Raw genomic sequence first — 23516 nt, forward strand, 5'->3', positions numbered from 1 at the left:
GATATGGGAATTCTTGTTGTCGCCGGCAATCGGCGGCGGCAGGAAAACCCGGCTCAGGCTTCGTTTCTCTTGGCCAGGACGTTGTCGATGATCACCTGAGCTGCCAGAAACGCGGCCTCTATAGCCATTTCCGACGTGTCGAGCAAGTGCGCATCGGCCGCCGGCTTCAAGGGCGAGTCCATGCGGCCCATGTCGCGCTCGTCGCGGCGCACGATATCGGCAAGGATTTCATCGAAATTGGCAGTGCCGCCGATGCTCTCGATTTCGTCCAGCCGCCGCTTTGCCCGCACCTCGGCGCTGGCCGTGACATAGAGTTTTACGTCGGCATCGGGACAGACGACGGTGCCGATGTCGCGGCCGTCGAGCACCGCACCCGGCGGGGTTTTTGCAAAGTCGCGCTGCTTGTCGACCAGTATGCGCCGGACCGACGGGATGACAGCCACTTTCGAAGCCGCCTCGCCGACCGCGTGTGCCGAAAGCACGGCGCGGTCGAGCTTTGCCAGATCGACCTGACGAGCCGCGGTTTCAGCGGCCGAGACATTGTCGAGCGGCAGGCCGAGCCGGAGCAGCGCATGCGCCACCGCGCGATAGGTAAGGCCGGTGTCGAGCAGGTTCAGCCGATAGTGATCGGCCAGCCGCCGGGCAAGGGTGCCTTTGCCGGCACCGGCAGGTCCGTCGATGGCGATGGTGAAGGACGCCGTCATATGCCGTCGCGAGGCAAGCGCCTGCTGCCAACGCTTTTCAAACTCTGCCGCCGTGACTTCCACCGCCTCAAATACAGGATCAGCGTTGATCTCGTCGAGGTCCGGAAAAGGTTGGTCTGAGTTCGTTGTCCCGCCAACTTCGAGGTCCTCTGATCCATCTGGCGCGACGCCACGTGACGCAAAACCGACTGAACCGTCCCGATAGAACTCTATTGTTCTCGACTGATAGTTGTCGTCGGCAATCTCATACCAGAGATGAGATGGTTGCTCCGGCCGCTCGTGCTTCCAATGTACGCAGACATATTTCATTCAATCTCCGCACCGAGCCCCTTCATCAGGCCCATGAACTCCGGAAAACTCGTCGCGATCATCGCCTGGTCGTCGATGGTCACGGGCTTTTCCGTCGCCAGCCCCATCACCAGAAAACTCATGGCGATGCGGTGATCGAGATGGGTCTGGACGATGGTGCCCTGTCCGTTGGGATGCTGGCCGAGGCCCTTGCCGCCGGGTTTTCCGCGCACGACAAGCGAGGCCTCGCCTTCGCTGCAGTCCACGCCGTTGAGCTTCAGCCCTTCGGCCACTGCCGACAGCCGGTCGGATTCCTTCACGCGCAGCTCTTCCAGCCCGAGCATCAGCGTCTCGCCCTCGGCGAAGCTCGCCGCCACGGCAAGCACCGGATACTCGTCGATCATGGTCGGCGCCCGTTCGGGCGGCACGGTGACGCCTTTCAGCTCGGAGTAACGCACGCGCAGGTCGGCGACGTCTTCGCCGCCTTCATTGCGGCGCTCGAGAATGTCGATCCGGGCGCCCATTTCCTGCAGCGTCAGCAGAAGGCCTGTGCGGGTCGGGTTCATCAGCACGTTTTCGATGGTAATGTCCGAACCCGGCACGATCAGCGCCGCCACCAGCGGAAAGCCGGCCGAGGAGGGGTCGCCAGGCACCGCGATCGTCTGGCCGGTGAGCTTGCCCTGGCCTTCGATGAAAATGTGGCGCACGCCGCGCTCGTCGGTCTCGACCGACAGATTGGCGCCGAACCCCTTGAGCATCTTTTCGGTGTGGTCGCGCGTCATAACCGGCTCGATGACGGTGGTGATGCCCGGCGTGTTCAGCCCAGCCAGCAGCACCGCCGACTTGACTTGCGCCGATGCCATCGGCACGCGGTAGGTGATCGGCGCGGCGTGCTTGGGCCCGTGCATCGTGATCGGCATGCGGTCGCCGGGCGTCGCCTTCAGCACCTGCACGCCCATCTGGCGAAGCGGTTCGAGCACGCGGCCCATCGGCCGGCCCGACAGCGAGGCGTCGCCGATGAAGGTGGTTTCCATGTCATAGGTGCCGACCAGGCCCATGGTGAGGCGTGAGCCGGTGCCGGCATTGCCGAAGTCGAGCGCGCCTTCCGGCTGCAGCAGCGCGCCGTTGCCGGTACCGCGGATCACCCACTCAGCGCCATGCTTCTCGATATGAGCGCCCATCGCCTTCATGGCAGCGCCCGTACGCATCACGTCCTCGCCTTCCAGCAGCCCGGTGATGCGGGTTTCGCCGGAGGCCAGGCCACCGAACATGAACGAGCGGTGCGAGATCGACTTGTCGCCCGGCACCCGTGCCGCGCCTGAAAGGCCAGATGATTTGCGGGCGGTGGCCTGCTTCGGGGCGGCAGTGTGCGACATGGTTCTTTCCTGGAAACGCCGGCGGCCGGCCATTTTCTGCTGGTTTGCGGGGGTCTCCTATCATGGCGTACCGAAATGGTCATCCCCTTGGTATGAAGGCCTTCGAATTCAAGCTTTTTGGGACGCCGGCTTTTCGCTTTGACAGCGCCGTAAACTCTGGTTAAGGGGACCAAACTTTATCGACGAGGCTTGCTGTGGCAAAACCCGAACTTGGCACCAAACGCATCGACCCGGAGACAGGTCGAAAATTCTATGACTTGAACAAGGACCCGATCGTCTCGCCTTACACGGGCAAGAGCTATCCGCGCTCCTATTTCGAGGAAGGCAAGATCGCCGCCCTCGAGGAGGAAGAGGAAGTTGCCGAGAAGGAAGTGGACGCCGAGGAGGAAGAGGGCGTCGAGGTCGTCTCGCTCGAAGAGGCGGACGAGGACGCGAAGGCCGACGAGCTTCCCGATCTCGGCGATGACGAAGACGACGTTGACCTTGGCGATGACGAGGATGACACGTTCCTCGCCGACGAGGAGGAAGAAGACGACGACGTTGCCGACATGATCGGCGTCGGCGAAGACGACGACGAAGTCTGAGCGAACCGCATTCGCCGGCTTTCGCGGCGCTGCCTAGAAAAAGCGGTTCTTGAAGGCTTGATATTGACTGAGGGCGGGGTTAGAAGCCGCCATCACTAACGGCGCGGTCTAGAACCCGCGCCGGATCTCTTCGCCGGAAACGGCGCCGGTGAACTGCCGGAGTGGGGCCATAGCTCAGTTGGGAGAGCGCTTGAATGGCATTCAAGAGGTCGTCGGTTCGATTCCGATTGGCTCCACCAGTTCTCTCCGCGAAAATCAGCAGAACGGCCGCCCGCCCGTCCGGGCTGGCCGTCGCAGAACCTAGCTGAGACTAGTGTAATCGGCCGCCCTACTTGGGCTCGCCGATCCATTCAGAAGTAGTGAGCCCGTGCCCGGTCTGTGCATTTTTCTGGCTGTGGTTTGAACCGCGAGCACCGGGACTCGACCAGGCAGCGGGCTGAAATGATCGCTGCGCAAAACTCCGTTACTTGTTGCAGTTCTGCATATCCGACGTCATAGCGCCGCTGGGGGTGTTGTTGTCGGTATCGATGCCCGCCGTATCCTTGCAGCGGTCCTCCATACCGTTTGTCTGCGGCGTGGTAGAGTTCGTTGCGTTCGGATCGATCGTGTTCGGGGTAGCTGCGCTGCCGGTCCCGGTGTTGCCGCCGGAAGTGCCTGTGTTGACGCCGGTATTGCCATCGGCGCTACCGGTCCCGGAGTCCATGGATTGTGCCATGGCAGATGTGGCCAGGCCGATAGCAAGTAGGGATGCAGAGAGAATTTTCATCATCTTAGTGTCTCCATCGAGTTGCATCGCTCTATCGCGATCTATACCAACGAGAGTTTTTTCGAGATGTTCCGTTGGGCAGAAATATTGATCGATACATCATTATGGATCTTTGTTGCTCGTCGTTTCGTGAATGCGGCTGCGAAATTCCTGCCGCATAGCGGCAATTTCGTCTGGAACCAAATCGAGCATGCCGCGTTCTTGCGCTTGCGGGGAGTTGTGTCGGCCGCAGGGGACAGTTTCACCAGGACATTCAAGAAATCCGTGAGCTGGGAGGGGCGCTGTGAGCGTGCTTGCATCCACAAGGCAATTGGACCACCGTCAAATACTGAACGCGCTGAAGGCTTTTCGGAGCGGTGATTTCTCCGTTCGTATCGACAATGTCTACGCCGGCCTTGATTCCGAGATCGCCGACACCTTCAACGAAATCGTAGAACTCAACGATCAGGTCACGCGCGAGTTCGAACGCCTCAGCAAGGTCGTCGGCAAGGATGGCCGGATCGGCGAACGCGGCCGTGTCCGCAACGCCACCGGCAGCTGGGAATCGAGCGTCCGTTCCGTCAACGATCTGATCGAGGACATGGTTCAGCCGACGGCCGAAGTGGCGCGCGTCATCGGCGCGGTGGCCAAGGGTGACCTGTCGCAGACGATGATGGTCGAAATCGACGGCCGGCAGCTGCGCGGCGAGTTTCTGCGAATCGGCAAGATCGTCAACACCATGGTCGGGCAACTGGCCTCCTTCGCCTCGGAAGTGACGCGCGTGGCGCGCGAGGTCGGCACCGAAGGCAAGCTCGGCGGCCAGGCCCGCGTGAAAGGTGTGGCCGGGACCTGGAAGGACCTGACCGACAACGTCAACGCGATGGCGACGAACCTGACCGGGCAGGTGCGCAACATCGCCGAGGTGACGACCGCCGTCGCTTCCGGCGACCTGTCGAAGAAGATTACCGTCGACGTGAAAGGCGAAATCCTCGAACTCAAGAACACCATCAACACGATGGTCGACCAGCTCAATTCCTTCGCCTCGGAAGTGACGCGCGTCGCGCGCGAAGTCGGTACAGAAGGCAAGCTCGGCGGCCAGGCGCGCGTCGAAGGTGTCGGCGGCACCTGGAAGGACCTGACCGACAACGTCAACCTGATGGCCGAGAACCTGACCGGCCAGGTGCGCAATATAGCCGAGGTGACGACGGCTGTGGCGCTGGGCGACCTGTCGAAGAAGATCACCGTCGACGTCAAGGGCGAGATCCTCGAGCTGAAATCGACTATCAACACCATGGTCGACCAGCTGAATTCATTTGCCGGCGAGGTGACGCGCGTCGCCCGCGAGGTCGGCACCGAGGGCAAGCTCGGCGGCCAGGCTCAGGTGCGCGGCGTTGCCGGCACCTGGAAGGACCTGACCGACAACGTCAATTCGATGGCCGAGAACCTGACCGGCCAGGTGCGCAACATCGCCGAGGTGACGACTGCGGTCGCTTCGGGCGACCTGTCGAAGAAGATCACTGTCGCCGTGCAAGGCGAAATCCTCGAGCTCAAGGACACCATCAACACGATGGTCGACCAGCTCAATTCCTTCGCTTCGGAAGTGACGCGTGTGGCGCGCGAGGTCGGAACCGAAGGCAAGCTCGGCGGCCAGGCCGAGGTGAAAGGGGTCGGCGGCACCTGGAAAGACCTGACCGATAACGTCAACCTGATGGCCGCCAATCTGACCGGCCAGGTCCGCAACATCGCCGAGGTGACGACCGCCGTTGCCCGCGGCGACCTGTCGAAGAAGATCACCGTCGACGTCAAGGGCGAAATCCTGGAGCTCAAGGATACCGTCAACACGATGGTCGACCAGCTTAATTCCTTCGCCTCGGAAGTGACGCGTGTGGCGCGCGAAGTGGGGTCGGAAGGCAAGCTCGGCGGCCAGGCGCATGTCGAGGGTGTCGGCGGCACCTGGAAGGATCTGACCGACAACGTCAACGCCATGGCCGGCAATCTGACCGTGCAGTTGCGCGACGTCTCCAAGGTGGCGACGGCAATTGCGACCGGCGATTTGACCCAGAAGATCACCGTCGATGCGCTGGGCGAGATCCTGCAGATCAAGGACGTCATCAACACGATGGTCGACCAGCTGAATTCCTTCGCCTCCGAGGTGACGCGCGTGGCGCGCGAGGTCGGTTCGGACGGCAAGCTCGGCGGCCAGGCGCAGGTGCGCGGCGTTGCCGGCACCTGGAAAGACTTGACCGACAATGTCAATGCGATGGCTGCCAACCTGACCGGCCAGGTGCGCAACATCGCCGAGGTGACGACGGCAGTGGCGCTGGGCGACCTGTCGAAGAAGATCACGGTCGATGTGCGCGGCGAGATCCTCGAGCTCAAGGACACCATCAATACGATGGTCGACCAGCTGAATTCCTTTGCCTCGGAGGTGACGCGCGTTGCGCGCGAGGTCGGCACCGAAGGCAAGCTCGGCGGCCAGGCGCAGGTGCGCGGCGTTGCCGGCACCTGGAAGGATCTGACCGACAATGTGAATTCGATGGCCGAGAACCTGACCGGCCAGGTCCGCAACATCGCCGAGGTGACCACCGCTGTGGCGCGCGGCGACCTGTCGAAGAAGATCACCGTCGACGTCAAGGGCGAGATCCTGGAGCTGAAATCGACGATCAACACCATGGTCGACCAGCTGAACTCCTTTGCCGGCGAAGTGACGCGTGTCGCCCGCGAGGTCGGCACCGAGGGCAAGCTCGGCGGCCAGGCGCGGGTCGAGGGCGTTGCCGGCACCTGGAAGGACCTGACCGACAACGTCAATCTAATGGCGACGAACCTGACCAACCAGGTGCGCGGCATCGCCGATGTCGTGACCGCGGTCGCGCAAGGCAATCTCAAGCGCAAGCTGACGGTCGACGCCAAGGGCGAGATCGCTTCGCTCGCCGACACCATCAACGGCATGATCGAGACGCTGGCGACCTTCGCCGACCAGGTGACCAACGTCGCCCGCGAGGTGGGCATCGAAGGCAAGCTCGGCGGCCAGGCCCGGGTGCCCGGCGCTGCCGGCCTTTGGCGTGACCTGACCGACAACGTCAATCAGCTGGCGGCCAACCTGACCACCCAGGTGCGCGCCATCGCCGAGGTGTCGACGGCGGTGACCAAGGGCGATCTGACCCGCTCGATCAGCGTCCAGGCCTCCGGCGAGGTGGCGGCGCTGAAAGACAACATCAACGAGATGATCCGCAATTTGAAGGACCAGACGCTGAAGAATGCCGAGCAGGACTGGCTGAAGACCAATCTCGCCCGCTTCTCGCGCATGCTGCAGGGCGAGCGCGACCTGGCCACGATCTCGCGCCTCATCATGTCCGAACTCGCCCCGCTGGTGAATGCGCAATATGGCGTGTTCTACGTGACCAACCGCGACGAGGATGAATTCTATCTGGAGCTCGCCGCCTCCTATGGCGCCGAAAGCAAGGCGGAGATCAAGCAACGCCTCGATCTGCGCGAAGGCCTTGTCGGGCAGAGTGCCGCCGACAAGCGCGCCATCATGCTGGACAATGTGCCGCCGAATTTCCTGCGCGTTACCTCCGGCCTTGGCAATGCCGCGCCGGCGAACGTGATCATTCTTCCGGCTCTGTTCGAAGACGAGGTGAAGGCCGTCATCGAACTCGCCTCGTTCAGCGAATTCCGCGACACGCACCAGTCGTTCCTCAACCAGCTGATGGAATCCGTCGGCATCGTTCTCAACACCATCGCCGCCACCATGCGCACCGAAAGCCTGCTCAAGCAGTCGCAGCTGCTGACCTCGGAATTGCAGGCGCGTCAGACCGAACTGACCAAGAAGCAGGAGGAGCTGCACGCCACCAATGAGGAGCTGCAGGAAAAGGCGCAGCTGCTCGAGAACGAAAAGAAGCAGGTGGAGAACAAGAACCTGGAAATCGAGATGGCGCGGCGGGCGCTGGAGGAGAAGGCCGAGCAGCTGGCGCTTACCTCGAAATACAAGTCGGAATTCCTCGCCAATATGAGCCACGAACTGCGCACGCCGCTGAACTCGCTGCTCATCCTTTCAAACCTGCTCGCAACCAACCAGCAGGGCAATCTCAACGACAAGCAGGTCGAGTTCGCGCGCACCATCAATTCGGCCGGCACCGACCTCTTGAGCCTCATCAACGACATCCTCGACCTGTCGAAGATCGAATCGGGCACCGTCTCGATCGATATCAACGATATGCCCGTGGTGCATCTTCGCCAGCATATGGAGCGAACCTTCCGGCAGCTGGCGACCGACAAGGGACTTGGCTTCACCATCAATGTCGACCCCGAGCTGCCGGAGACCGTCCGCACCGACGAGAAGCGGTTGCAGCAAATCGTGCTCAACCTTTTGTCGAACGCGTTCAAGTTCACCTCGCAAGGCGAGGTCCGCTTGAATTTCCGGGCCGAAACGACGGGCCGTCACAACGGCTCGGCGCAACCGATGGAGGCGCTCGCGATCGTGGTCAGCGATACCGGCATCGGTATTCCGCAAGACAAGCAGAAGCTGATTTTCGAGGCCTTCCAGCAGGCCGACGGCACCACCAGCCGCAAATATGGCGGCACCGGGCTTGGGCTCTCGATCAGCCGGGAGATTGCCCGGCTGCTCGGCGGCGAATTGCGGGTCGAGAGCACGCCGGGCAAGGGTTCGACGTTCACTCTGGTCATTCCATTCGACGGACCCCGGATGGCCTTGGCCCCGCAAGCGGCGTTGCTGCCGGCGATGGAGGTGGCCGCGACGACAGCGCAGCCGAGCCCGCCGTCCTCCGAATTGCTCGATGACCGCGACATGATCTCGTCTGAAGATCGGGTCGTGCTGACCGTCGAGGACGACCCGACCTTCGGCGGTTTGCTGCTCGGCCTTGCACGTTCGGCCGGGCTGAAAGGCGTCCTGTCGACCGCGGGCTCCGGCACGCTGGCTTTGGCACGCAAGCTGGTTCCCGACGCGATTACGCTCGATCTCGGACTATCGGATATCGACGGCTGGGTGTTGTTCGATCTGCTTCGCCATGACCCGAAAACCAAGGACATTCCCGTTCATGTCATCTCGGGCGCCGAAGACATCGAGGTGCTTGCCCGCAAGGGTGCATCCAGCATTTCAACCAAGCCCGTATCGTCGGACGAACTGATGAAGGTCTTCCAGGATATTCATTCCAGAAAGCTCCGCGTCCAGAGCCGCGTCCTGATTGCCGATCCCGATCCCGAGCGCCGCCTTTCGCTGATCGAGGCGATCCGCGACGGCGTCACCTCGGTTACGGCGATCGGCCGCGTCGCGGCGAATGCGGACGAAATCGGCATCGCCAACTATGATGCCGTTGTGCTCGGCTTTGGCCGCTCGGCCAAGGACAACGCCCAGATGCTGGATGAGATTGCCGTCCTGTTCGGGCAGTCGGTGTCGCGACTGCTGTTCTTTGCGCCTCATCCGGAAGCGCTGCAACAGTCGCTCGCCTTGCATCCGGCATTGGCGGATGTTCCGCGGGCGGAGAATTTCGCGCAGCTGGCTCTCCTGATGTCGGCAACACTCCCCGGGCGAGGCCACGAAAACGATGGTGCGGCAGCCGAACAGCCGGACAAATTCGACCTCGCCGGCGCAAAGGTCCTCATCGTCGACGACGACATCCGCAACATCTATTCGCTTACTAGCGTTCTCGAGACCTATGACATCCAGGTGCTGCATGCGGAGCGCGGCCGGGAAGGTATCGCGCTTCTGGAGCAGAGCCCGGACATCGATGCGGCACTGATCGATATCATGATGCCGGAAATGGATGGCTACGAGACGATGCGGCAGATCCGCAGCATGCCGGCGATCGCCCATATCCCATTGATCTCGGTCACAGCCAAGGCAATGAAGGGCGACCGGCAGAAGTGCCTCGACGCCGGCGCCTCCGACTACATCGCCAAGCCTGTCGACCTCGATCTGCTGTTGGCATTGCTGCGTGTCTGGATCGGCCGTTCGCGATCCCGTGTCCATGGTCCGGAAAAGACGCTCATGGCAGTGAACTGACGGCCGCTCGATGCAGAAGCTGTCGAGAAACGGAGCAAGGAAGCTGGAGGTCATGGCGCCGGCAGCGGGGCCGGCAAAGGCGCGCATCCTGGCCGTGGATGACGACGAGCGCAATCTGCTGGCGATCGGCGAGGTTCTGGCCCCTATCGGTGAAGTCGTCTGCGTGCAGTCGGGCGAAGAGGCGTTGCGCGCACTGCTGAAGGAGGATTTCGCAGTCATCCTGCTGGACGTGCTGATGCCCCGGCTGGATGGCTACGAGACCGCGGGATTGATCCGCCAGCGCGAGCAATCCAGGCGAACGCCGATAATTTTTCTCACCGCCATCAACAAGGAAGACGCGCACATGCTGCGCGGCTACGACGCCGGCGCGGTGGATTACGTGTTCAAGCCTTTCGACCCGGCCATGCTGCGTTCCAAGGTTGCCGTGTTCGTCGAACTTCATGAGAAGACGCTCGAAATCCAGCAAAAGGCGGCTGCCGAGCAACGGCTGCTGGCCCAGGCACTGCAGGCGCAGAAGGAAAAGCTCGAGGCCGAGCGGGCGCTGCGCAGCGCACAGGAGCGGCAGCATGCCATTTTGAGCTCTCTTCCGGTCTGCTTCCACGCAAGGGCGGCGGAGCCGCCGTTCGGCGCCAGCTTTGTCACCGAAGGGGTCGAACGCCTGACCGGCTTTCCTGCGGAACGGCTGACCGCCGATCCAGGCTTCGGCCTGAGCCGCGTTCATCCCGACGATCTGCCGAGAGTGAGGGAGGTCCTGCTCGCAGCCAAGGCCACCGGCTCCTACACCTGCGAATTCCGCTGGCAATGCGCCGACGGCAATTACCGGATTTTTCTCGACCAGGGCGTCCTGTCGAATGGCTCCGACGGCCGGAACCCCGAGATCCTCGGCACATTGCTGGACGTTACCGAGCGGCGCGAGCTTGAGGACCAGCTGCTGCAGTCGCAGCGCCTCGACGCGATCGGCAAGCTTACCGGCGGCCTGGCGCATGATTTCAACAATCTGCTTGCCGCAATTCTCAGCGGATTGGGATTGCTCGAGCGCCATGCCGAGTTCGACGGACAGACCAGGCAGGTTCTGGAACTGACACGCCGGTCGGCAAAACAAGGCGCCGAGCTCGTCAACCGCATGCTTGCCTTCTCGCGCCGCCAGACGCTGCGGCCGCAGGCCGTGCGCCTCGCCGCGCTCGGCGATACAATGAACGGGTTGGTGGCCCCGGTCCTGGGCGGCCTGATCCGTTTCGATTGGCTTGTCGACGACACTGTGTGGCCGGCGCATGTCGATGCCAGCCAGCTGGAGCTCGCGCTGATGAACCTGGTCTTCAACGCGCGCGATGCCATGCCGTCCGGCGGCACGATAATCGTGGAGGCGCAAAATCGAACGCTAGGCAGTGCAGCCGAGGATATTTCGGCGGGCGACTATGTCGTGGTCACGGTCAAGGACACGGGGTCGGGCATACCGGCTGACATTCTCGCCAAGGTCGTAGAACCGTTCTTCACCACAAAACCGGTCGGCAAAGGCACTGGCCTCGGTCTGAGCACGGTGCATGGTTTCGTCAAGCAATCGGGCGGCACGCTTCGCATTGAAAGCACCGTCGGCAGTGGAACATCCGTCCAGCTCTGGCTGCCGCGTTCAATCGAGCGCCCGGTGGAAATCGCCGAGAAGTCCGATGCCGACGACAGCGTCGGGAATGCCGGCGAGGACTATCCATCGGTCCTGCTGATCGACGACAGCAATGTACTACGGGAACTGACGGCGCAATCGCTTCGCCAACACGGCTTTGCGGTTACCTGTGCCGGGGGCGGTGCCGAAGCGCTGGCGATGATCGAGCGGGCGCCGTACGATTTCGATGTCATCGTCACCGATTTTGCCATGCCGCTCGTCTCGGGCCTGGAGGTCATTCGGTTCGCCCGGAATCTGCGGTCCGATTGGCCGGCGGTGATGATAACGGGATATGCCGATGCCGACGCGATCGCCGACCGGCCCCCCGACGTGCCGCTGCTCGGCAAACCGCTGCGCGAAAAGGACCTGATGGAGAGCATTCTTGCGGCGGCCGCGCGCGCCGGCTCGCAGAAAGCCAGGCAGGCCCAGCCGGTGAAAGGCGGGTACCGGTTTTCGACCTGAAGAGACAAGCCTTATCGAATCGAAACGGTACGTTCCGTATCCTCGATCGTCCGCGACATCCAGCCTGTGCGCAACACGGAGCGCCGGCCATGGCGCGCTCGACGGGCTGTGATGCGGTTGATAAGCCCTCTCCGCAAGGAGAGTCGAGACATGACCGTTGCGATCGAGATGGGCCAGACGAGCGCAGGCGCCCCGGCGGCGCTGGATCTTGAGGAACTGCTGGCGACGCGGCTTCTGGTGCAGGGCAATTCGGGCTCCGGCAAGTCCCACCTGCTGCGCCGGCTCTTGGAGCAGAGCGCGCCCTGGGTGCAGCAGACCATCATCGACCCCGAAGGCGACTTCGTGACGCTGGGCGACCGTTTTGGCCATCTGGTGATCGACGCCGAGGAGCATACCGAGCGCGGCCTGCAGAGCGCCGGCGAGCGGGCGCGCATCCACCGCGTCTCCACGGTGCTCAATCTCGAGGGGCTCGACGCCGAGAACCAGATGCGGCGCGCCGCCGCCTTCCTCGGCGGGCTTTTCGAGGTCGCCCGCGACCACTGGTACCCGATGCTGGTGGTGGTGGACGAGGCGCAGCTGTTCGCGCCGGCCGTCGCCGGCGAGGTTTCGGACGAGGCGCGCAAGCTCTCGCTCGGCGCCATGACCAATCTGATGTGCCGTGGCCGCAAACGCGGGCTGGCCGGGATCATCGCCACCCAGCGGCTGGCCAAGCTTGCCAAGAACGTCGCCGCCGAGGCTTCCAATTTCCTCATGGGCCGGACTTTTCTCGATATCGACATGGCGCGCGCCGCCGACCTTCTCGGCATGGAGCGGCGCCAGGCCGAGGCCTTTCGCGACCTCGAGCGCGGGCAATTCATGGCGCTCGGCCCGGCGCTGTCGCGCCGTCCGCTCGGCTTGCGCATCGGCCCGACAGATACAAGCCCGCGCAACGCGACCCCGCGCCTGATGCCGCTGCCGGAATCGGCGTTGGAGGATGCCCGTGCGATCATCCTGGCGGCCCCGCCGCCGGAAACCGTCCGGCCGCAGCGCCGCTCGTCGCCGGATCTACTCGATCAGCTGATGGCGGCGAAGTCGGCGGCGCTGGAAATCCGCCCGGAAGCAGCGGAGGCGCAAATCAGCGCCGAGGATTTGGCGGAGCGGCGCGAGCGCGTCGACCGGGTGCTGCGCGCCGTGCTGGCGCAACCCGATGCCGGCTTCCGGGTCATCGGCGTGCTTTATCAGGAGTTCGTGGTCCGCTGCCGCATCGAGGGCCTCGCCTCGGTCGTGCCGGACCTGCCCGAGTTCCGCCGCATGCTGACCCGCGCCCGCGCCGGCCTCGGCTCCGACATGGCGGGCGACGACGCCTGGCAGGACGTCTCGGCGCGCGCCTCGCTGCTGCCCGAGGACATGCAAGGCGTGTTCATGATGATCGCTCGCGCCGCCAAGGAGGGCTGGCCCTGCCCGAGCGACGCGGCAATCGCCCGCGCCTACGGCTCGCACTCGCTGCGCCGCGCCCGGCGCCTGCTGACCTATATCGAGGAGCAGGGGCTGATCGTATGCCAGCTCGACGGAGCCGGCCGGCGGACGGTGACGCTGGTGGAGCTCGCCTGGGCAACGGCACCGGGGGATCCCAATGCGGAGGAGGCGGAGCAGGGGAGTTTGGTGTGATGGGGGGACGAACTCACACTGAGAAAGCACCGCTCATCAGGCAGGGGCTAAGTCTGTTTTGCGCCATATCCGGACCTTGCCAGTGATGCCGTGAATGTTAAGTCTCGGCTCCGATGCGGACGTTCCGCCCGAGTTCGAAGACTGACCGCGACCGTTCTGCGGCCTTCGCATCGATAGCGCCAATGAGCGGCGTCCCACATCCCACTCCTTGTGTCCATTGGGAGGGGTCGTTGTGGACCAAGCCCTACTACCCAGGCTTGTGACGAAGCCGATCCAGCGCGTCTCGAAGTGCATTGGCGGCATCGCCACGCTCGTCAGGGGACATCAGCTCCGGTTCAAGTTCCAACCTGAAGTGCGGCAGCTCGGTTCGAACAGCACGACGAGCGGCCGCCAGATTGGCCTTCAGATCGATGACGCGGTAGGTGGCGACGGGATAGGCGATCCCCTTGACCTGGACTTGCCCCAGTTCCTCACAGTCGATTGCGTCCTTCACTTGCGCAAACGTCTCGTAGGAAATGAGGATGGCCCCCGGCGGCGCCTCCTGCTCCAGGCGCGAGGCGAGATTCACGGCGCCGCCGATTATCGTGTAGTCCATCCGGTCCTCGCTGCCGAAGTTACCGACGGTGCAGTAGTCGGTATGGATGCCGATGCGACAGCGCAGCGGTGTTTCGATCCCCATGTCCCGCCAGACTTCGGCAAGCTCGCTAATCCGCTTTTGCATTGCAAGTGCCATCTGCGCGCAAGCCAGCGCGTCCTCCTTGACGCCGCGAGTCTCGGGATCGCCGAAAAACATCAGGATCGCGTCGCCGACATATTTGTCGATCGTCGCGCCGTGATCCGAAGCAATTTTCGACATTTCCGTCAGATAGTGATTGAGGAGTTGGGTGAGATCCTCGGATTCCATTTTGTCAGTGGTCTCGGTAAAGCCGGCGATATCGGAGAAGCATATTGTCAGTTTCTTCCGCTGGCTGGCGATCCTGACCTCCTGGCGGCCGGTGAATATCGAGCGATACACCTGGGGCGCCAGATACTTCGCCAGCTTGCTGGAAAGCGCCTCCAGAACCACGGATTTCTCGGCGAGGTTCTCCTCCCTTTGCTTCAGCTCAGTGATGTCCGAATAGACGGCGACCGTGCCGCCGGCGCTGATCCGCCGCTCGCTGACCATGACCCATCGCCCGTCGCCTCGCCTCTGCACCCAAGGTTCGCCAGGGTTGCGGTGCCGCGAGAGGCGCTCGGCGACCCACTCCTCGACCCGCCCCTCGGCGTCCCTGATGTAGCCGCGCTCAGCGGATCGGCGAATGATTTGCTCGAATGTCGTGCCGGGCGTCAGTTCGGTCTCCAGACCGGTGTAGAGCAATTCGCGGTAGCGGCTGTTGCTGAGGACGAGCCGGTCCTCCCAGTCGTACAGAGCGAATCCTTCGGAGATGCTTTCGATGGCATCGATGAGCCGCTGACGAGCTTCCGCAACGTCGCGCAGGTTCTTTTCCTCGACCTCGACAGCAGTATCCCGGAAGAGTCTCAGCGCTTCGGCCATGCGCCCGATTTCGTCGCTGCCCGCGGCTGGCAGCGGCGCACGAAGATTGCCCCCCGCAATCGCGAGCATGCCTTGGCTCACGGCCCCCAGTCGGGCGAGGAGGCTGCGGTCGACATAGAGCCAGACAACCAGAACCGAACTCAGGAGGCTGAGAAAGGCGGAGCCGAGTACAACCGCGGTGCCGTAGCGCTGGACGAGCGCGGCTTCGCGACCGGACGCAGCGATCTCCTGATCTGCCGTGGCGACCAGGCGATCGACGCCAGCGGTGAGATTGCGCGACAGTCGATTGTTCTCGGCCAGAAGCCTTTCGCCCTGTGCCAGGACAGCAAACTCGTCCTCCCGCACCTTGGGGATGCTGTCCTCGCCGTCGGTCAAACCCCTGAACTCGTCAACACGCTGCCGGAAGCGGGTCCGCAGCTTTTCGTCGATCTCCGTGGAAACCTTTTCAAGAGCAGTGAGCGAACGGCGTAGCGGAAAAAGGATCAACGCCAGGTCGCCCGGCGTCGGCGCGTTCGCGACCTTCACCAGCGCGTCGTTGACCGCCGAGATCTCCAGCTGCGCCTTCTGCTGGGGAATGTAAGCCGCAATCGCCTGGACCAGGTCGGCCATCGCCGCTGCGCGTCGATCGGGCGACAGCGACGTGTCGGCCGCGACCGCCCGCCATTGCGGGAGCCTGGAATCCATTACTAGGATGCCGGTGGCCACAAGGCGCTGGCTTCCGGTCGTCGTCGCGGCGAGGCGGTTCAGGAGCTCCTCCTTGCGGGCGACCACGTCGAGCCGGGCGACAACAAGAGAGTCGAGCTCCTTCAGGTTGCGCCTCAGAACAATCGCGGCTTCCTCGATCTCGGCCAAAGGCACTGTGCCCAACGTGGCATCCCGGAGGTCCGTGCGCAGGGCCTCGAGGCGGGACATCTCGAGCGCGACGGCAGCCGAGACCTCGCTGTGCTGAGCCTTGCTTGTCGCTGCCAGCACCGATGGCGCGGCAGCAGCGACCCGTTCGGCCTGGCGCGACAGCTGGAGGGAGGCGAGCGCCGACGGCACTCGATCCGTGGTAATTCGGTCCACGACGTCGCCAACCTGGAGGAAGGCATAAAGCGCCGCAGCGGTTGCCAGCACCGCAAGGGCGCTGATCCCGAAAAAGGCGAGCAACAGCCGGCCGCGTATGCCGAGGCGTTCAAGCTCGGCGAGTCGGAACAGTCCGGCCACACTGGTCTGCATCAGACTAGACATCTCAGCCGGCACGCCGGCGATCAGCGAACCCTATTCAACCGGCACGTACTCTCCGCCGCGCCAGACGTACCAAACCCAACTCTGCTTCGTGAGGTCGCCCTTGTCGTCGAAATCGACCCGGCCGATGACGGTGTCGAATTCCTGTTCGTGCAGTGCCGCAATGATGGCCTTCTGCTCCAGCGAACCTGCCTTCGAGACTGCCTGGGCCCAAACCTGGACCGCGCAGTAGCTCAACAGCGTGTAGCCCGCGGGTTCGAAATTCTCCGCACGGAACTGCTCAACGACCGCGGCCGCTTCGGGGCTTCGCCTCGGGTCCGCCGGGAACGTGAAGAGGGTCCCCTCCGCCGCGGGGCCGGCGATCAGGGCAAATTCCTCGGTCGCCAAAGCATCTCCGGATATGAGCTGAACCGTGTAGCCACTGTCGTGTGCAGCGCGAGCAATCAGCGCAACCTCGGCATGATACCCACCCACATATAAGGCGGAGACGCCGGCGGTCTGCAACGTAGCGACCTCGGCCGAATAGTCGTCCTTCCCGGGAATGTATGCGTCGTAAACGGCCTCAGTCACGCCCCGCTTGTTCAGCTGCTTCCTGGTCTCGTCGGCGAGACCCTTCCCATAGGTCGAATTGTCGTGGAGGATCGCAATCTTCTTGTTGCCCCAGCGATCGGCAAGGTAGTTGCCGGCGATGAAACCTTGCGCGTCGTCGCGGCCAATGGTGCGAAAGACATTGGCACGGCCCTGTTCGGTCAGCTGCGGATTGGTCGAGCCTGGGGATATCTCAACGACGCCTGCCTCCTCGTACACTTTTGATGCGGGGATCGAGGCCCCGGAGCAATAATGCCCGACGACGAGCACGACCCCGTCAGCCACCAGCTTCTTGGCGGCCGCCACAGCTTGCTCGGGATCGCAGAAGTCGTCGACCGAGATGAGCCTCACCTTCTGGCCGAGCACGCCGCCCGCCGTGTTGACGTCGGCCACTGCCATCTCCGCGCCGCGCTGTCCCTGCTCGCCGATCCAGGCGAGCCGTCCCGTCATCGCAGCCGAGACGCCGATCAGCACCTCCGCCCGCGCGGAGCTGAACACGGCCGCGAGAACTAAGATCGCTATGGCGATGATGCGGTGCATGTGTGCACCCCCTTAACTGTAGCTTACGCCAATCCCGTCAAAGCCGACAGCCCCTTCGGCAAGCGCGACTGTCTCGGGCTGCTATTGCAGCGCACACCCAATTTGGCGAAGCAAGCATACACTGGAATGGCGTGTCATAACTTCGTTCGCTGAGGTCGGAATCGCGCGCCAAATCCGGACGTTACCACTGACCGGAGTGAGCGTCGTGATTGGGTCAAAGCAGCCCCCGCCTCAGCTTCCCCCTATCTCTCCTCCACAATCCGCAAATAGGCCGCCGTCACAAACAGCACGATTAACCCAAACAATATCCACCACGCCCCTTCCGGCATCTGCAAAATCGTCAGCAGCGTCGTCAGCGCGGTAGGGATCAGCGCCGTTGATTGTGCCGGTGCAGCCGCCGCGGCCGCCGAAGATCGAGGTGCCGCCGACGACGGCGGCGGCCACCCAAGGCAGCACCAGCGGGTCGGCGAGCGACGGCCTTGATCAGGCCGATGTAGTGCAGTGCCGACGAGCACGCTCGAGATAACGTAGAGCGCGGTGATCACCTGCCAGCAGCGTACGCCGGACAGGCGCGTTGCCCGTTCGTTGTCGCCGACCGCCCCAGCACCACCGCCGCGACGCTGGCCGTCGCGTCCAATTCCTCAGGCGGCGCCTGGACGCCGGCTTTGTTTCCGTGAATCTCGCGATGCCGCATTGCACAATCGTCTCGCCTGCGCAAAATGCGGCATGATCCGCAAATCCCTCACTGTCCTGGTGATCGATGAGAACCACATCCGCGCTTCGATAATCGAAGCGGGATTGCGGGAGGCCGGGCATCAGCAGGTCACGGTCATCCATGACGTCGCCGGCATAGCGCGGCGGATAGCCGAGATCGAACCCGACGTGATCGTCATCGATCTCGAAAATCCCAATCGCGACATGCTCGAAAACATGTTCCAGCTGTCGCGCTTGGTGAAGCGGCCGATCGCCATGTTCGTCGACCGCTCGGATCAGGCTTCGATCGAAGCAGCGGTGGAAGCCGGAGTGTCGGCCTATGTCGTCGACGGCCTGCGTCAGGAGCGGGTCAAGCCGATCCTCGACATGGCAATCAGCCGCTTCAATGCGTTTTCGCGCATGGCGCGCGAACTGGAAGAAGCCCGCAGCGAATTGGAAAGCCGCAAGGTGATCGATCGCGCAAAGGGCATCCTGATGAAGTCGCGCGGCCTGTCGGAGGACGCGGCGTATACGCTGCTGCGCAAGACCGCCATGAACCAGAACCGCAAGATCGCCGAGATCGCCCAGAGCCTGGTAACGGCGGCAGGCCTGCTGGATCCCGAGGAGAGTTGAGAATGGCGGCCGAGCACCGGATCAATGCTGGCTTCATGCCGCTCTTCGACAGCGCTGTCCTTGTCGCGGCGAAGGAAATCGGCTTCGCCCTGCGTGAAGGCATCGACCTGACGCTCAACCGGGAAACATCCTGGGCCAACATCCGCGACCGCATCGCCATCGGCCATTTCGATCTGGCGCACATGCTGGGGCCGATGCCGATCGCCTGCAATCTGGGGCTGACGCCGCTCGCCTCCGATACCGTCGTGCCGTTTTCGCTCGGCCTCGGCGGCAATTGCGTGACGGTTTCGAACGCGGTCTGGGCCGGCATGGCCGCGCACGGCGCCCAACCCGATCTCGATCCGGCGCGGGCCGGCAAGGCGTTGGGAGCGCTGATTCGTGAGCGGGCGAATGGCGGCGGCGATCCGCTTCGCTTCGCCGTCGTCCATCCGCACTCCGGGCACAATTACGAATTGCGCTACTGGCTCGCCGCCTGTGGCATCGACCCGTCGCGTGAAATCGAGATCGTCATCGTGCCGCCCCCCTTCATGGCCGACGCACTCGCCGCCGGCAGGATCGACGGCTACTGCGTCGGCGAACCCTGGAACAGCGCCTCGGTCGTCGCGGGCACCGGCCATATCGCCACGGTCAAGGCGGCCATCTGGAAGACCAGCCCCGAGAAAGTCGTCGGCGTGCGCAAGGCATGGGCGGAAAGAGAGCCGGACGCGCTTTCAGCCCTGCTGCGTGCGCTTCATCACGCGGCGCGCTGGTGCCAGGATCCGGCAAACCGTGACGAACTCGCGGCCCTTATGGCGCAGCCGGCCTTCCTCGGGCTTGCGCCGGCGCTGCAGATGCCGATCCTCAGCGGGCATCTGGCGCTCGGCGGCGGCGCCGAACTGAGTGTCGGCGACTTCTTTCTGCCCTTCAACAAGGCGGCGAACTTCCCGTGGAAGAGCCATGCGCTGTGGTTCTACACGCAGATGGTGCGCTGGGGGCATGTCGCGCACACGCCGGAAAACCTCGCTATTGCCCGCGACTGCTACCGCCCCGATCTCTACCGCTCGGCGTTGAAGCCGCTTGGCGTAGCGCTTCCCGGTGCCAATGCCAAGGTCGAGGGCGCGCTGAAGGCCGCGACTCCGGTCGGTTCGGCGGGGGCAAGCCTGGTGCTCGGTCCCGATGGTTTCTTCGATGGCCAGATCTTCGATCCCGACGAGATCGACGCCTACATTGCCGGCCAGAAATTGGCGCGCGCCGAAGTCTGATCATTTCGGCGGCATTCTTGTGCGCTGCACAAAAAATGTGCGTGCAACTGCGCTAATGAACAATCTTTGGCTTGCTCGCCCAGCGGGCCGGCGCGCCGACGATTTTGGCATGTCGTTGATCTCGTTGATGTTTGTCATCCATTCCGAAACTGGCACGGTTCCTGCGTTGCAATAGGCAGACTCTTCTCGGGTCACGGAATAGGCGTCCAATGGCGGGCGCTACAGGCAACGCTGCCGCTCAGGTCAACACGCGATCCCGGATGGACGGACGCGCGCGGCCTGGCCGGCGGCTTTTTTGTTTTGGTCGAACACGCAATCGACGGCGCCGATCCCAAGCCGCGCCCAACCGGAGATGACGATGACGAAAAGCACCAATAGCCATTCCGCCCAAACGGCGATCAGCCGCCGCGATTTCCTGAGGATCAGCGCGGCCACCGCGGCAACGCTGGCCGCGGCGCGTGCGCTGCTGCCCTCCGGCGCCTATGCGGCGCCCGCCGCGCCGGAAGTCACCGGCGCCAAGCTCGGCTTCATAGCGCTGACCGATGCGGCGCCGCTGATGATTGCCAAGGAGAAAGGCCTGTTCAAGAAATTCGGCATGCCCGACGTCGAGGTGCTCAAGCAGGCCTCCTGGGGGGCGACGCGCGATAATCTGGTGCTCGGCGGCGAAGCCAACGGCATTGACGGCGCCCATATCCTGACGCCGATGCCTTATCTGATGCACACCGGCAAGGTGACTCAAAACAAGCAGCCGCTGCCGATGGCGATCGTGGCCCGGCTCAACTACGACTGCCAGGGCATTTCTGTCGCCCAGGAATATGCCGGCACCGGTGTCGGCCTCGACGCCTCCAAGCTGAAGGACGCCTTCGCTGCGAAAAAGGCCGCAGGCAAGGAGGTGAAGGCCGCCATGACCTTCCCGGGCGGCACGCACGATCTTTGGCTGCGCTACTGGCTGGCTGCCGGCGGCATCGATCCCGACAAGGACGTCTCGACCATCGTCGTGCCGCCGCCGCAGATGGTCGCCAACATGAAGGTCGGCAACATGGACGTGTTCTGTGTCGGCGAGCCGTGGAACGAGCAGCTCGTCCACCAGGGCGTCGGCTTCACCGCCGCCACCACCGGCGAACTGTGGAAGGGCCATCCGGAAAAGGCGCTCGGCCTGCGCGCCGCCTTCATCGACAAGTACCCGAACTCCACCAAGGCGATCCTGATGGCCGTCATGGAAGCCCAGCAATGGTGCGAAGCCAAGGAAAACAAGGACGAGATGGCCGCCATCATCGGCAAGCGGCAATGGATGAACGTGCCGACTGCCGACATCATCGGCCGCCTCAAGGGCGACATCAATTACGGCAATGGCCGCGTCGCCAACGGCACCGATCTCTACATGAAGTTCTGGCAGGGCGGCGTGTCCTATCCCTTCAAGAGCCACGACAGCTGGTTCCTCGCCGAAAACATCCGCTGGGGCAAGTTCGCGCCGACCACCGACATCAAGGCGCTGGTCGCCCAGGTCAATCGCGAGGATCTGTGGCGAGAAGCGGCCAAGGATCTTGGTGTCGCCGCGGCCGATATCCCGGCGTCTTCATCGCGCGGCGTCGAGACCTTCTTCGACGGCAAGGTCTTCGATCCGGAGAACCCGTCCGCCTATCTCGACAGCCTGAAGATCAAGGCATCGGCCTGAACGGTGCAAACGGCGCTCGCGCCGTTTGTCGCCACAAGCGCAACGGCGCCGCTTGTCGCCAAATGCCAAAGGAACGTTCGAGAAATGTCTATCCAAGCCATCGAGGACCGCAAGGTGAAGCCGTTCCCCGCGCCTGCCAAGCCCGCCGAAATCATCGCCTTCACCGCCAGGGCGCGGCGCCGCTTCGACCCGGCCGCGATCGCAGGCAAGCTGGCCAGCACGCTGGTGCCGCCGGTCATCGTCATCACCATTATGCTCGTCGTCTGGCAGGTCGCCTGTTCGTCGCCCACAGCCAGCCTGCCACCGCCAAGCCAGGTTTGGAACGAGGCCTATGACCTGATCGCCCATCCGTTCTTCAACAATGGCCCGCAGGACATTGGACTCGCCTGGCGGGTGCTGATCTCGCTGCAGCGCGTCGCCATCGGCTTTGGCCTTGCGGCTGTCGTCGGCGTCGCGCTCGGCGCGCTGGTTGGCCAGTCGATCTGGGCGATGCGCGGTCTCGATCCGGTGTTCCAGATCCTGCGCACGGTACCGCCGCTCGCCTGGCTGCCGCTGTCGCTGGCGGCGTTCCGCGATTCCAGCCCGTCGGCGATCTTCGTCATCTTCATCACCTCGATCTGGCCGGTGATCATCAACACCGCCGTCGGCGTCCGTAACATTCCAGAGGACTATCGCAACGTCTCCCGCATCCTCAGGCTCAACCAGCTCGAATTCTTCGTGAAGATCATGGTGCCGGCCGCGGCACCTTACATCTTCACCGGCCTGCGCATCGGCATCGGCCTGTCGTGGCTGGCCATCGTCGCCGCCGAAATGCTGACCGGCGGCGTCGGCATCGGCTTCTTCATCTGGGATGCCTGGAACTCGTCGCGGCTGCCCGACATCATTGTCGCGCTCGCCTATATCGGCGTCACCGGTTTCTGCCTCGACCGCCTGGTCGCGGCGGTCGGCGCCTTCGTCACCCGCGGCACAACGGCAAAGTGAGGAGAGGGACGATGACGGCCTATCTGAAACTCGACCATATCGACAAATCCTTCGCCCGCGGCAGCCAGGTCAGCGACGTGCTGAAGGACATCCGGCTGACCATCGACAAAGGCGAATTCGTCTCGATCATCGGCCATTCCGGCTGCGGCAAGTCGACCTTGCTCAACCTGATCGCCGGCCTGACCAAGGTCTCGGCCGGCGCGGTTCTGTTGGATGACAAGGAGGTCGATAGTCCCGGCCCGGAACGCGCCGTGGTGTTCCAGAACCACAGCCTGCTGCCATGGCTCACCGTCTACGAAAACATCAATTTGGCAGTCACGAAGGTCTTTGGCCGGAGCAAGAGCCGGGCCGAGCGGCATGAATGGATCATCCGCAATCTCGATCTCGTTCAGATGGCGCATGCCAAGGACAAACGTCCGGCCGAGATTTCGGGCGGCATGAAGCAGCGCGTCGGCATCGCCCGGGCGCTGGCCATGGAGCCGAAGATCCTGCTGCTCGACGAGCCGTTCGGGGCGCTCGACGCGCTGACGCGCGCGCATCTGCAGGACGCGGTGATGGATATCCATTCGAGGCTCGGCTCGACGACGATCATGATCACCCATGATGTCGACGAGGCGGTGCTGTTGTCCGACCGCATCGTCATGATGACCAACGGCCCGGCGGCCACCATCGGCGAGGTTCTTGCCGTGCCGCTGGCCCGGCCGCGCCGGCGCATCGAGCTTTCCTCCGACCGCACCTTCCTGCGCTGCCGCGAGGCGGTGCTGAAATTCCTCTACGAACGCCACCGCTTCGTCGAAGCCGCGGAGTAAGGCCATAACGGGAAAACTCGTCATCATCATTGGCAATCTGCATCGGCAATGGGCAATCTACCGCATTGCACAAATATTATGCTGCTGTGCAAGGCATTTTGACTAATCTT

15 protein-coding genes, 1 tRNA gene and 2 pseudogenes are annotated in these 23516 nt (G+C 63.4%); 10 read left to right on the forward strand and 8 right to left on the reverse strand.

The features are described from left to right. Window positions 1-53: 53 nt before the first annotated feature. The 3 genes and pseudogenes from cmk to aroA form a co-directional block, all read right to left on the reverse strand. Complete coding sequence (cmk, locus tag NKI29_RS05100) at window positions 54-704, reverse strand: (d)CMP kinase (RefSeq protein WP_352625169.1); 651 nt, start codon at window positions 702-704, stop codon at window positions 54-56. A gap of 30 nt (window positions 705-734) precedes the next feature. Next, window positions 735-1013, reverse strand: a pseudogene (locus NKI29_RS05105) (DUF6881 domain-containing protein); the annotation flags it as partial. Then, complete coding sequence (aroA, locus tag NKI29_RS05110; protein WP_352625131.1) at window positions 1010-2368, reverse strand: 3-phosphoshikimate 1-carboxyvinyltransferase; 1359 nt, start codon at window positions 2366-2368, stop codon at window positions 1010-1012. The gene aroA and the pseudogene NKI29_RS05105, both read right to left, overlap by 4 nt. 194 nt (window positions 2369-2562) lie before the next feature. Between aroA and NKI29_RS05115 the strand changes: the two genes are divergently transcribed. Both NKI29_RS05115 and NKI29_RS05120 read left to right on the forward strand, forming a co-directional pair. Beyond that, a complete protein-coding gene (locus NKI29_RS05115) occupies window positions 2563-2952 on the forward strand; it encodes a TIGR02300 family protein (RefSeq protein WP_023676282.1) in 390 nt (129 codons plus the stop codon). 163 nt (window positions 2953-3115) lie between these two features. Next, window positions 3116-3191 (forward strand) — tRNA-Ala (locus NKI29_RS05120). A gap of 224 nt (window positions 3192-3415) precedes the next feature. On the opposite strand, the gene NKI29_RS05125 is transcribed toward NKI29_RS05120, so the two are convergent. Next, entirely contained in the window at window positions 3416-3721 is a 306-nt protein-coding gene (locus NKI29_RS05125; protein WP_352623313.1) for a hypothetical protein, read from the reverse strand. 286 nt (window positions 3722-4007) lie between these two features. On the opposite strand from NKI29_RS05125, the gene NKI29_RS05130 reads away from it, so the two are divergent. The 3 genes from NKI29_RS05130 to NKI29_RS05140 all read left to right on the forward strand — a co-directional run bounded on the left by NKI29_RS05130 (window position 4008) and on the right by NKI29_RS05140 (window position 13485). Continuing rightward, window positions 4008-9719 (forward strand): HAMP domain-containing protein, encoded by a 5712-nt coding sequence (locus tag NKI29_RS05130; protein WP_352795710.1) that lies wholly within the window; start codon window positions 4008-4010, stop codon window positions 9717-9719. 10 nt (window positions 9720-9729) lie between these two features. Continuing rightward, window positions 9730-11838, forward strand: a complete 2109-nt coding sequence (locus tag NKI29_RS05135; protein ID WP_502896637.1) for a PAS domain-containing hybrid sensor histidine kinase/response regulator — start codon at window positions 9730-9732, stop codon at window positions 11836-11838. Between the two features lie 150 nt (window positions 11839-11988). Beyond that, the gene (locus tag NKI29_RS05140) at window positions 11989-13485 is read left to right on the forward strand and encodes a helicase HerA domain-containing protein (RefSeq protein WP_352568365.1); all 1497 of its coding nucleotides are present in this window, start codon (window positions 11989-11991) and stop codon (window positions 13483-13485) included. A 247-nt stretch (window positions 13486-13732) separates the two neighbouring features. On the opposite strand, the gene NKI29_RS05145 is transcribed toward NKI29_RS05140, so the two are convergent. The 3 genes and pseudogenes from NKI29_RS05145 to NKI29_RS05155 all read right to left on the reverse strand — a co-directional run. Beyond that, window positions 13733-16237, reverse strand: a complete 2505-nt coding sequence (locus tag NKI29_RS05145; protein ID WP_352795621.1) for an adenylate/guanylate cyclase domain-containing protein — start codon at window positions 16235-16237, stop codon at window positions 13733-13735. Window positions 16238-16279: 42 nt separating this feature from the next. Next, a complete protein-coding gene (locus NKI29_RS05150; protein WP_352448431.1) occupies window positions 16280-17374 on the reverse strand; it encodes a branched-chain amino acid ABC transporter substrate-binding protein in 1095 nt (364 codons plus the stop codon). 242 nt (window positions 17375-17616) lie between these two features. Next, a pseudogene (locus NKI29_RS05155) lies at window positions 17617-17973 on the reverse strand (ABC transporter permease subunit); the annotation flags it as partial. A gap of 127 nt (window positions 17974-18100) precedes the next feature. On the opposite strand from NKI29_RS05155, the gene NKI29_RS05160 reads away from it, so the two are divergent. Both NKI29_RS05160 and NKI29_RS05165 read left to right on the forward strand, forming a co-directional pair. Then, window positions 18101-18700, forward strand: a complete 600-nt coding sequence (locus NKI29_RS05160; RefSeq protein WP_352568364.1) for an ANTAR domain-containing response regulator — start codon at window positions 18101-18103, stop codon at window positions 18698-18700. A 2-nt stretch (window positions 18701-18702) separates the two neighbouring features. Further along, a complete protein-coding gene (locus tag NKI29_RS05165) occupies window positions 18703-19941 on the forward strand; it encodes a CmpA/NrtA family ABC transporter substrate-binding protein (RefSeq protein WP_352577826.1) in 1239 nt (412 codons plus the stop codon). 243 nt (window positions 19942-20184) lie between these two features. Here NKI29_RS05165 and NKI29_RS05170 read toward each other — a convergent pair whose 3' ends face one another. Beyond that, a complete protein-coding gene (locus NKI29_RS05170) occupies window positions 20185-20313 on the reverse strand; it encodes a hypothetical protein (RefSeq protein WP_352448433.1) in 129 nt (42 codons plus the stop codon). Between NKI29_RS05170 and NKI29_RS05175 the strand changes: the two genes are divergently transcribed. The 3 genes from NKI29_RS05175 (at window position 20300) to NKI29_RS05185 (ending at window position 23406) form a co-directional block, all read left to right on the forward strand. Continuing rightward, a complete protein-coding gene (locus tag NKI29_RS05175; RefSeq protein ID WP_352795622.1) occupies window positions 20300-21616 on the forward strand; it encodes a CmpA/NrtA family ABC transporter substrate-binding protein in 1317 nt (438 codons plus the stop codon). The two genes, NKI29_RS05170 and NKI29_RS05175, sit on opposite strands and share 14 nt — an antisense overlap. 84 nt (window positions 21617-21700) lie before the next feature. Next, window positions 21701-22597, forward strand: coding sequence for a nitrate ABC transporter permease (ntrB, locus tag NKI29_RS05180; RefSeq protein WP_352577824.1), 897 nt, complete (start codon window positions 21701-21703; stop codon window positions 22595-22597). Between the two features lie 11 nt (window positions 22598-22608). Beyond that, window positions 22609-23406, forward strand: a complete 798-nt coding sequence (locus NKI29_RS05185) for an ABC transporter ATP-binding protein (protein WP_352577823.1) — start codon at window positions 22609-22611, stop codon at window positions 23404-23406. The last annotated feature ends 110 nt before the right edge of the window (window positions 23407-23516 follow it).

The sequence above is a fragment of the Mesorhizobium sp. M0678 genome (assembly GCF_040320505.1).
GTDB lineage: Bacteria > Pseudomonadota > Alphaproteobacteria > Rhizobiales > Rhizobiaceae > Mesorhizobium.

Excerpts from the sequence above, each read along its gene's own strand:
- NKI29_RS05160 (WP_352568364.1), top strand. The coding sequence starts at position 18,101 with ATGATCCGCAAATCCCTCACTGTCCTGGTGATCGATGAGAACCACATC.
- cmk (WP_352625169.1), bottom strand. The coding sequence starts at position 704 with ATGACGGCGTCCTTCACCATCGCCATCGACGGACCTGCCGGTGCCGGC.
- NKI29_RS05125 (WP_352623313.1), bottom strand. The coding sequence starts at position 3,721 with ATGATGAAAATTCTCTCTGCATCCCTACTTGCTATCGGCCTGGCCACA.
- NKI29_RS05175 (WP_352795622.1), top strand. The coding sequence starts at position 20,300 with ATGACGAAAAGCACCAATAGCCATTCCGCCCAAACGGCGATCAGCCGC.
- NKI29_RS05145 (WP_352795621.1), bottom strand. The coding sequence starts at position 16,237 with ATGCAGACCAGTGTGGCCGGACTGTTCCGACTCGCCGAGCTTGAACGC.
- aroA (WP_352625131.1), bottom strand. The coding sequence starts at position 2,368 with ATGTCGCACACTGCCGCCCCGAAGCAGGCCACCGCCCGCAAATCATCT.
- ntrB (WP_352577824.1), top strand. The coding sequence starts at position 21,701 with ATGTCTATCCAAGCCATCGAGGACCGCAAGGTGAAGCCGTTCCCCGCG.
- NKI29_RS05185 (WP_352577823.1), top strand. The coding sequence starts at position 22,609 with ATGACGGCCTATCTGAAACTCGACCATATCGACAAATCCTTCGCCCGC.
- NKI29_RS05135 (WP_502896637.1), top strand. The coding sequence starts at position 9,730 with ATGCAGAAGCTGTCGAGAAACGGAGCAAGGAAGCTGGAGGTCATGGCG.
- NKI29_RS05150 (WP_352448431.1), bottom strand. The coding sequence starts at position 17,374 with ATGCACCGCATCATCGCCATAGCGATCTTAGTTCTCGCGGCCGTGTTC.
- NKI29_RS05165 (WP_352577826.1), top strand. The coding sequence starts at position 18,703 with ATGGCGGCCGAGCACCGGATCAATGCTGGCTTCATGCCGCTCTTCGAC.
- NKI29_RS05140 (WP_352568365.1), top strand. The coding sequence starts at position 11,989 with ATGACCGTTGCGATCGAGATGGGCCAGACGAGCGCAGGCGCCCCGGCG.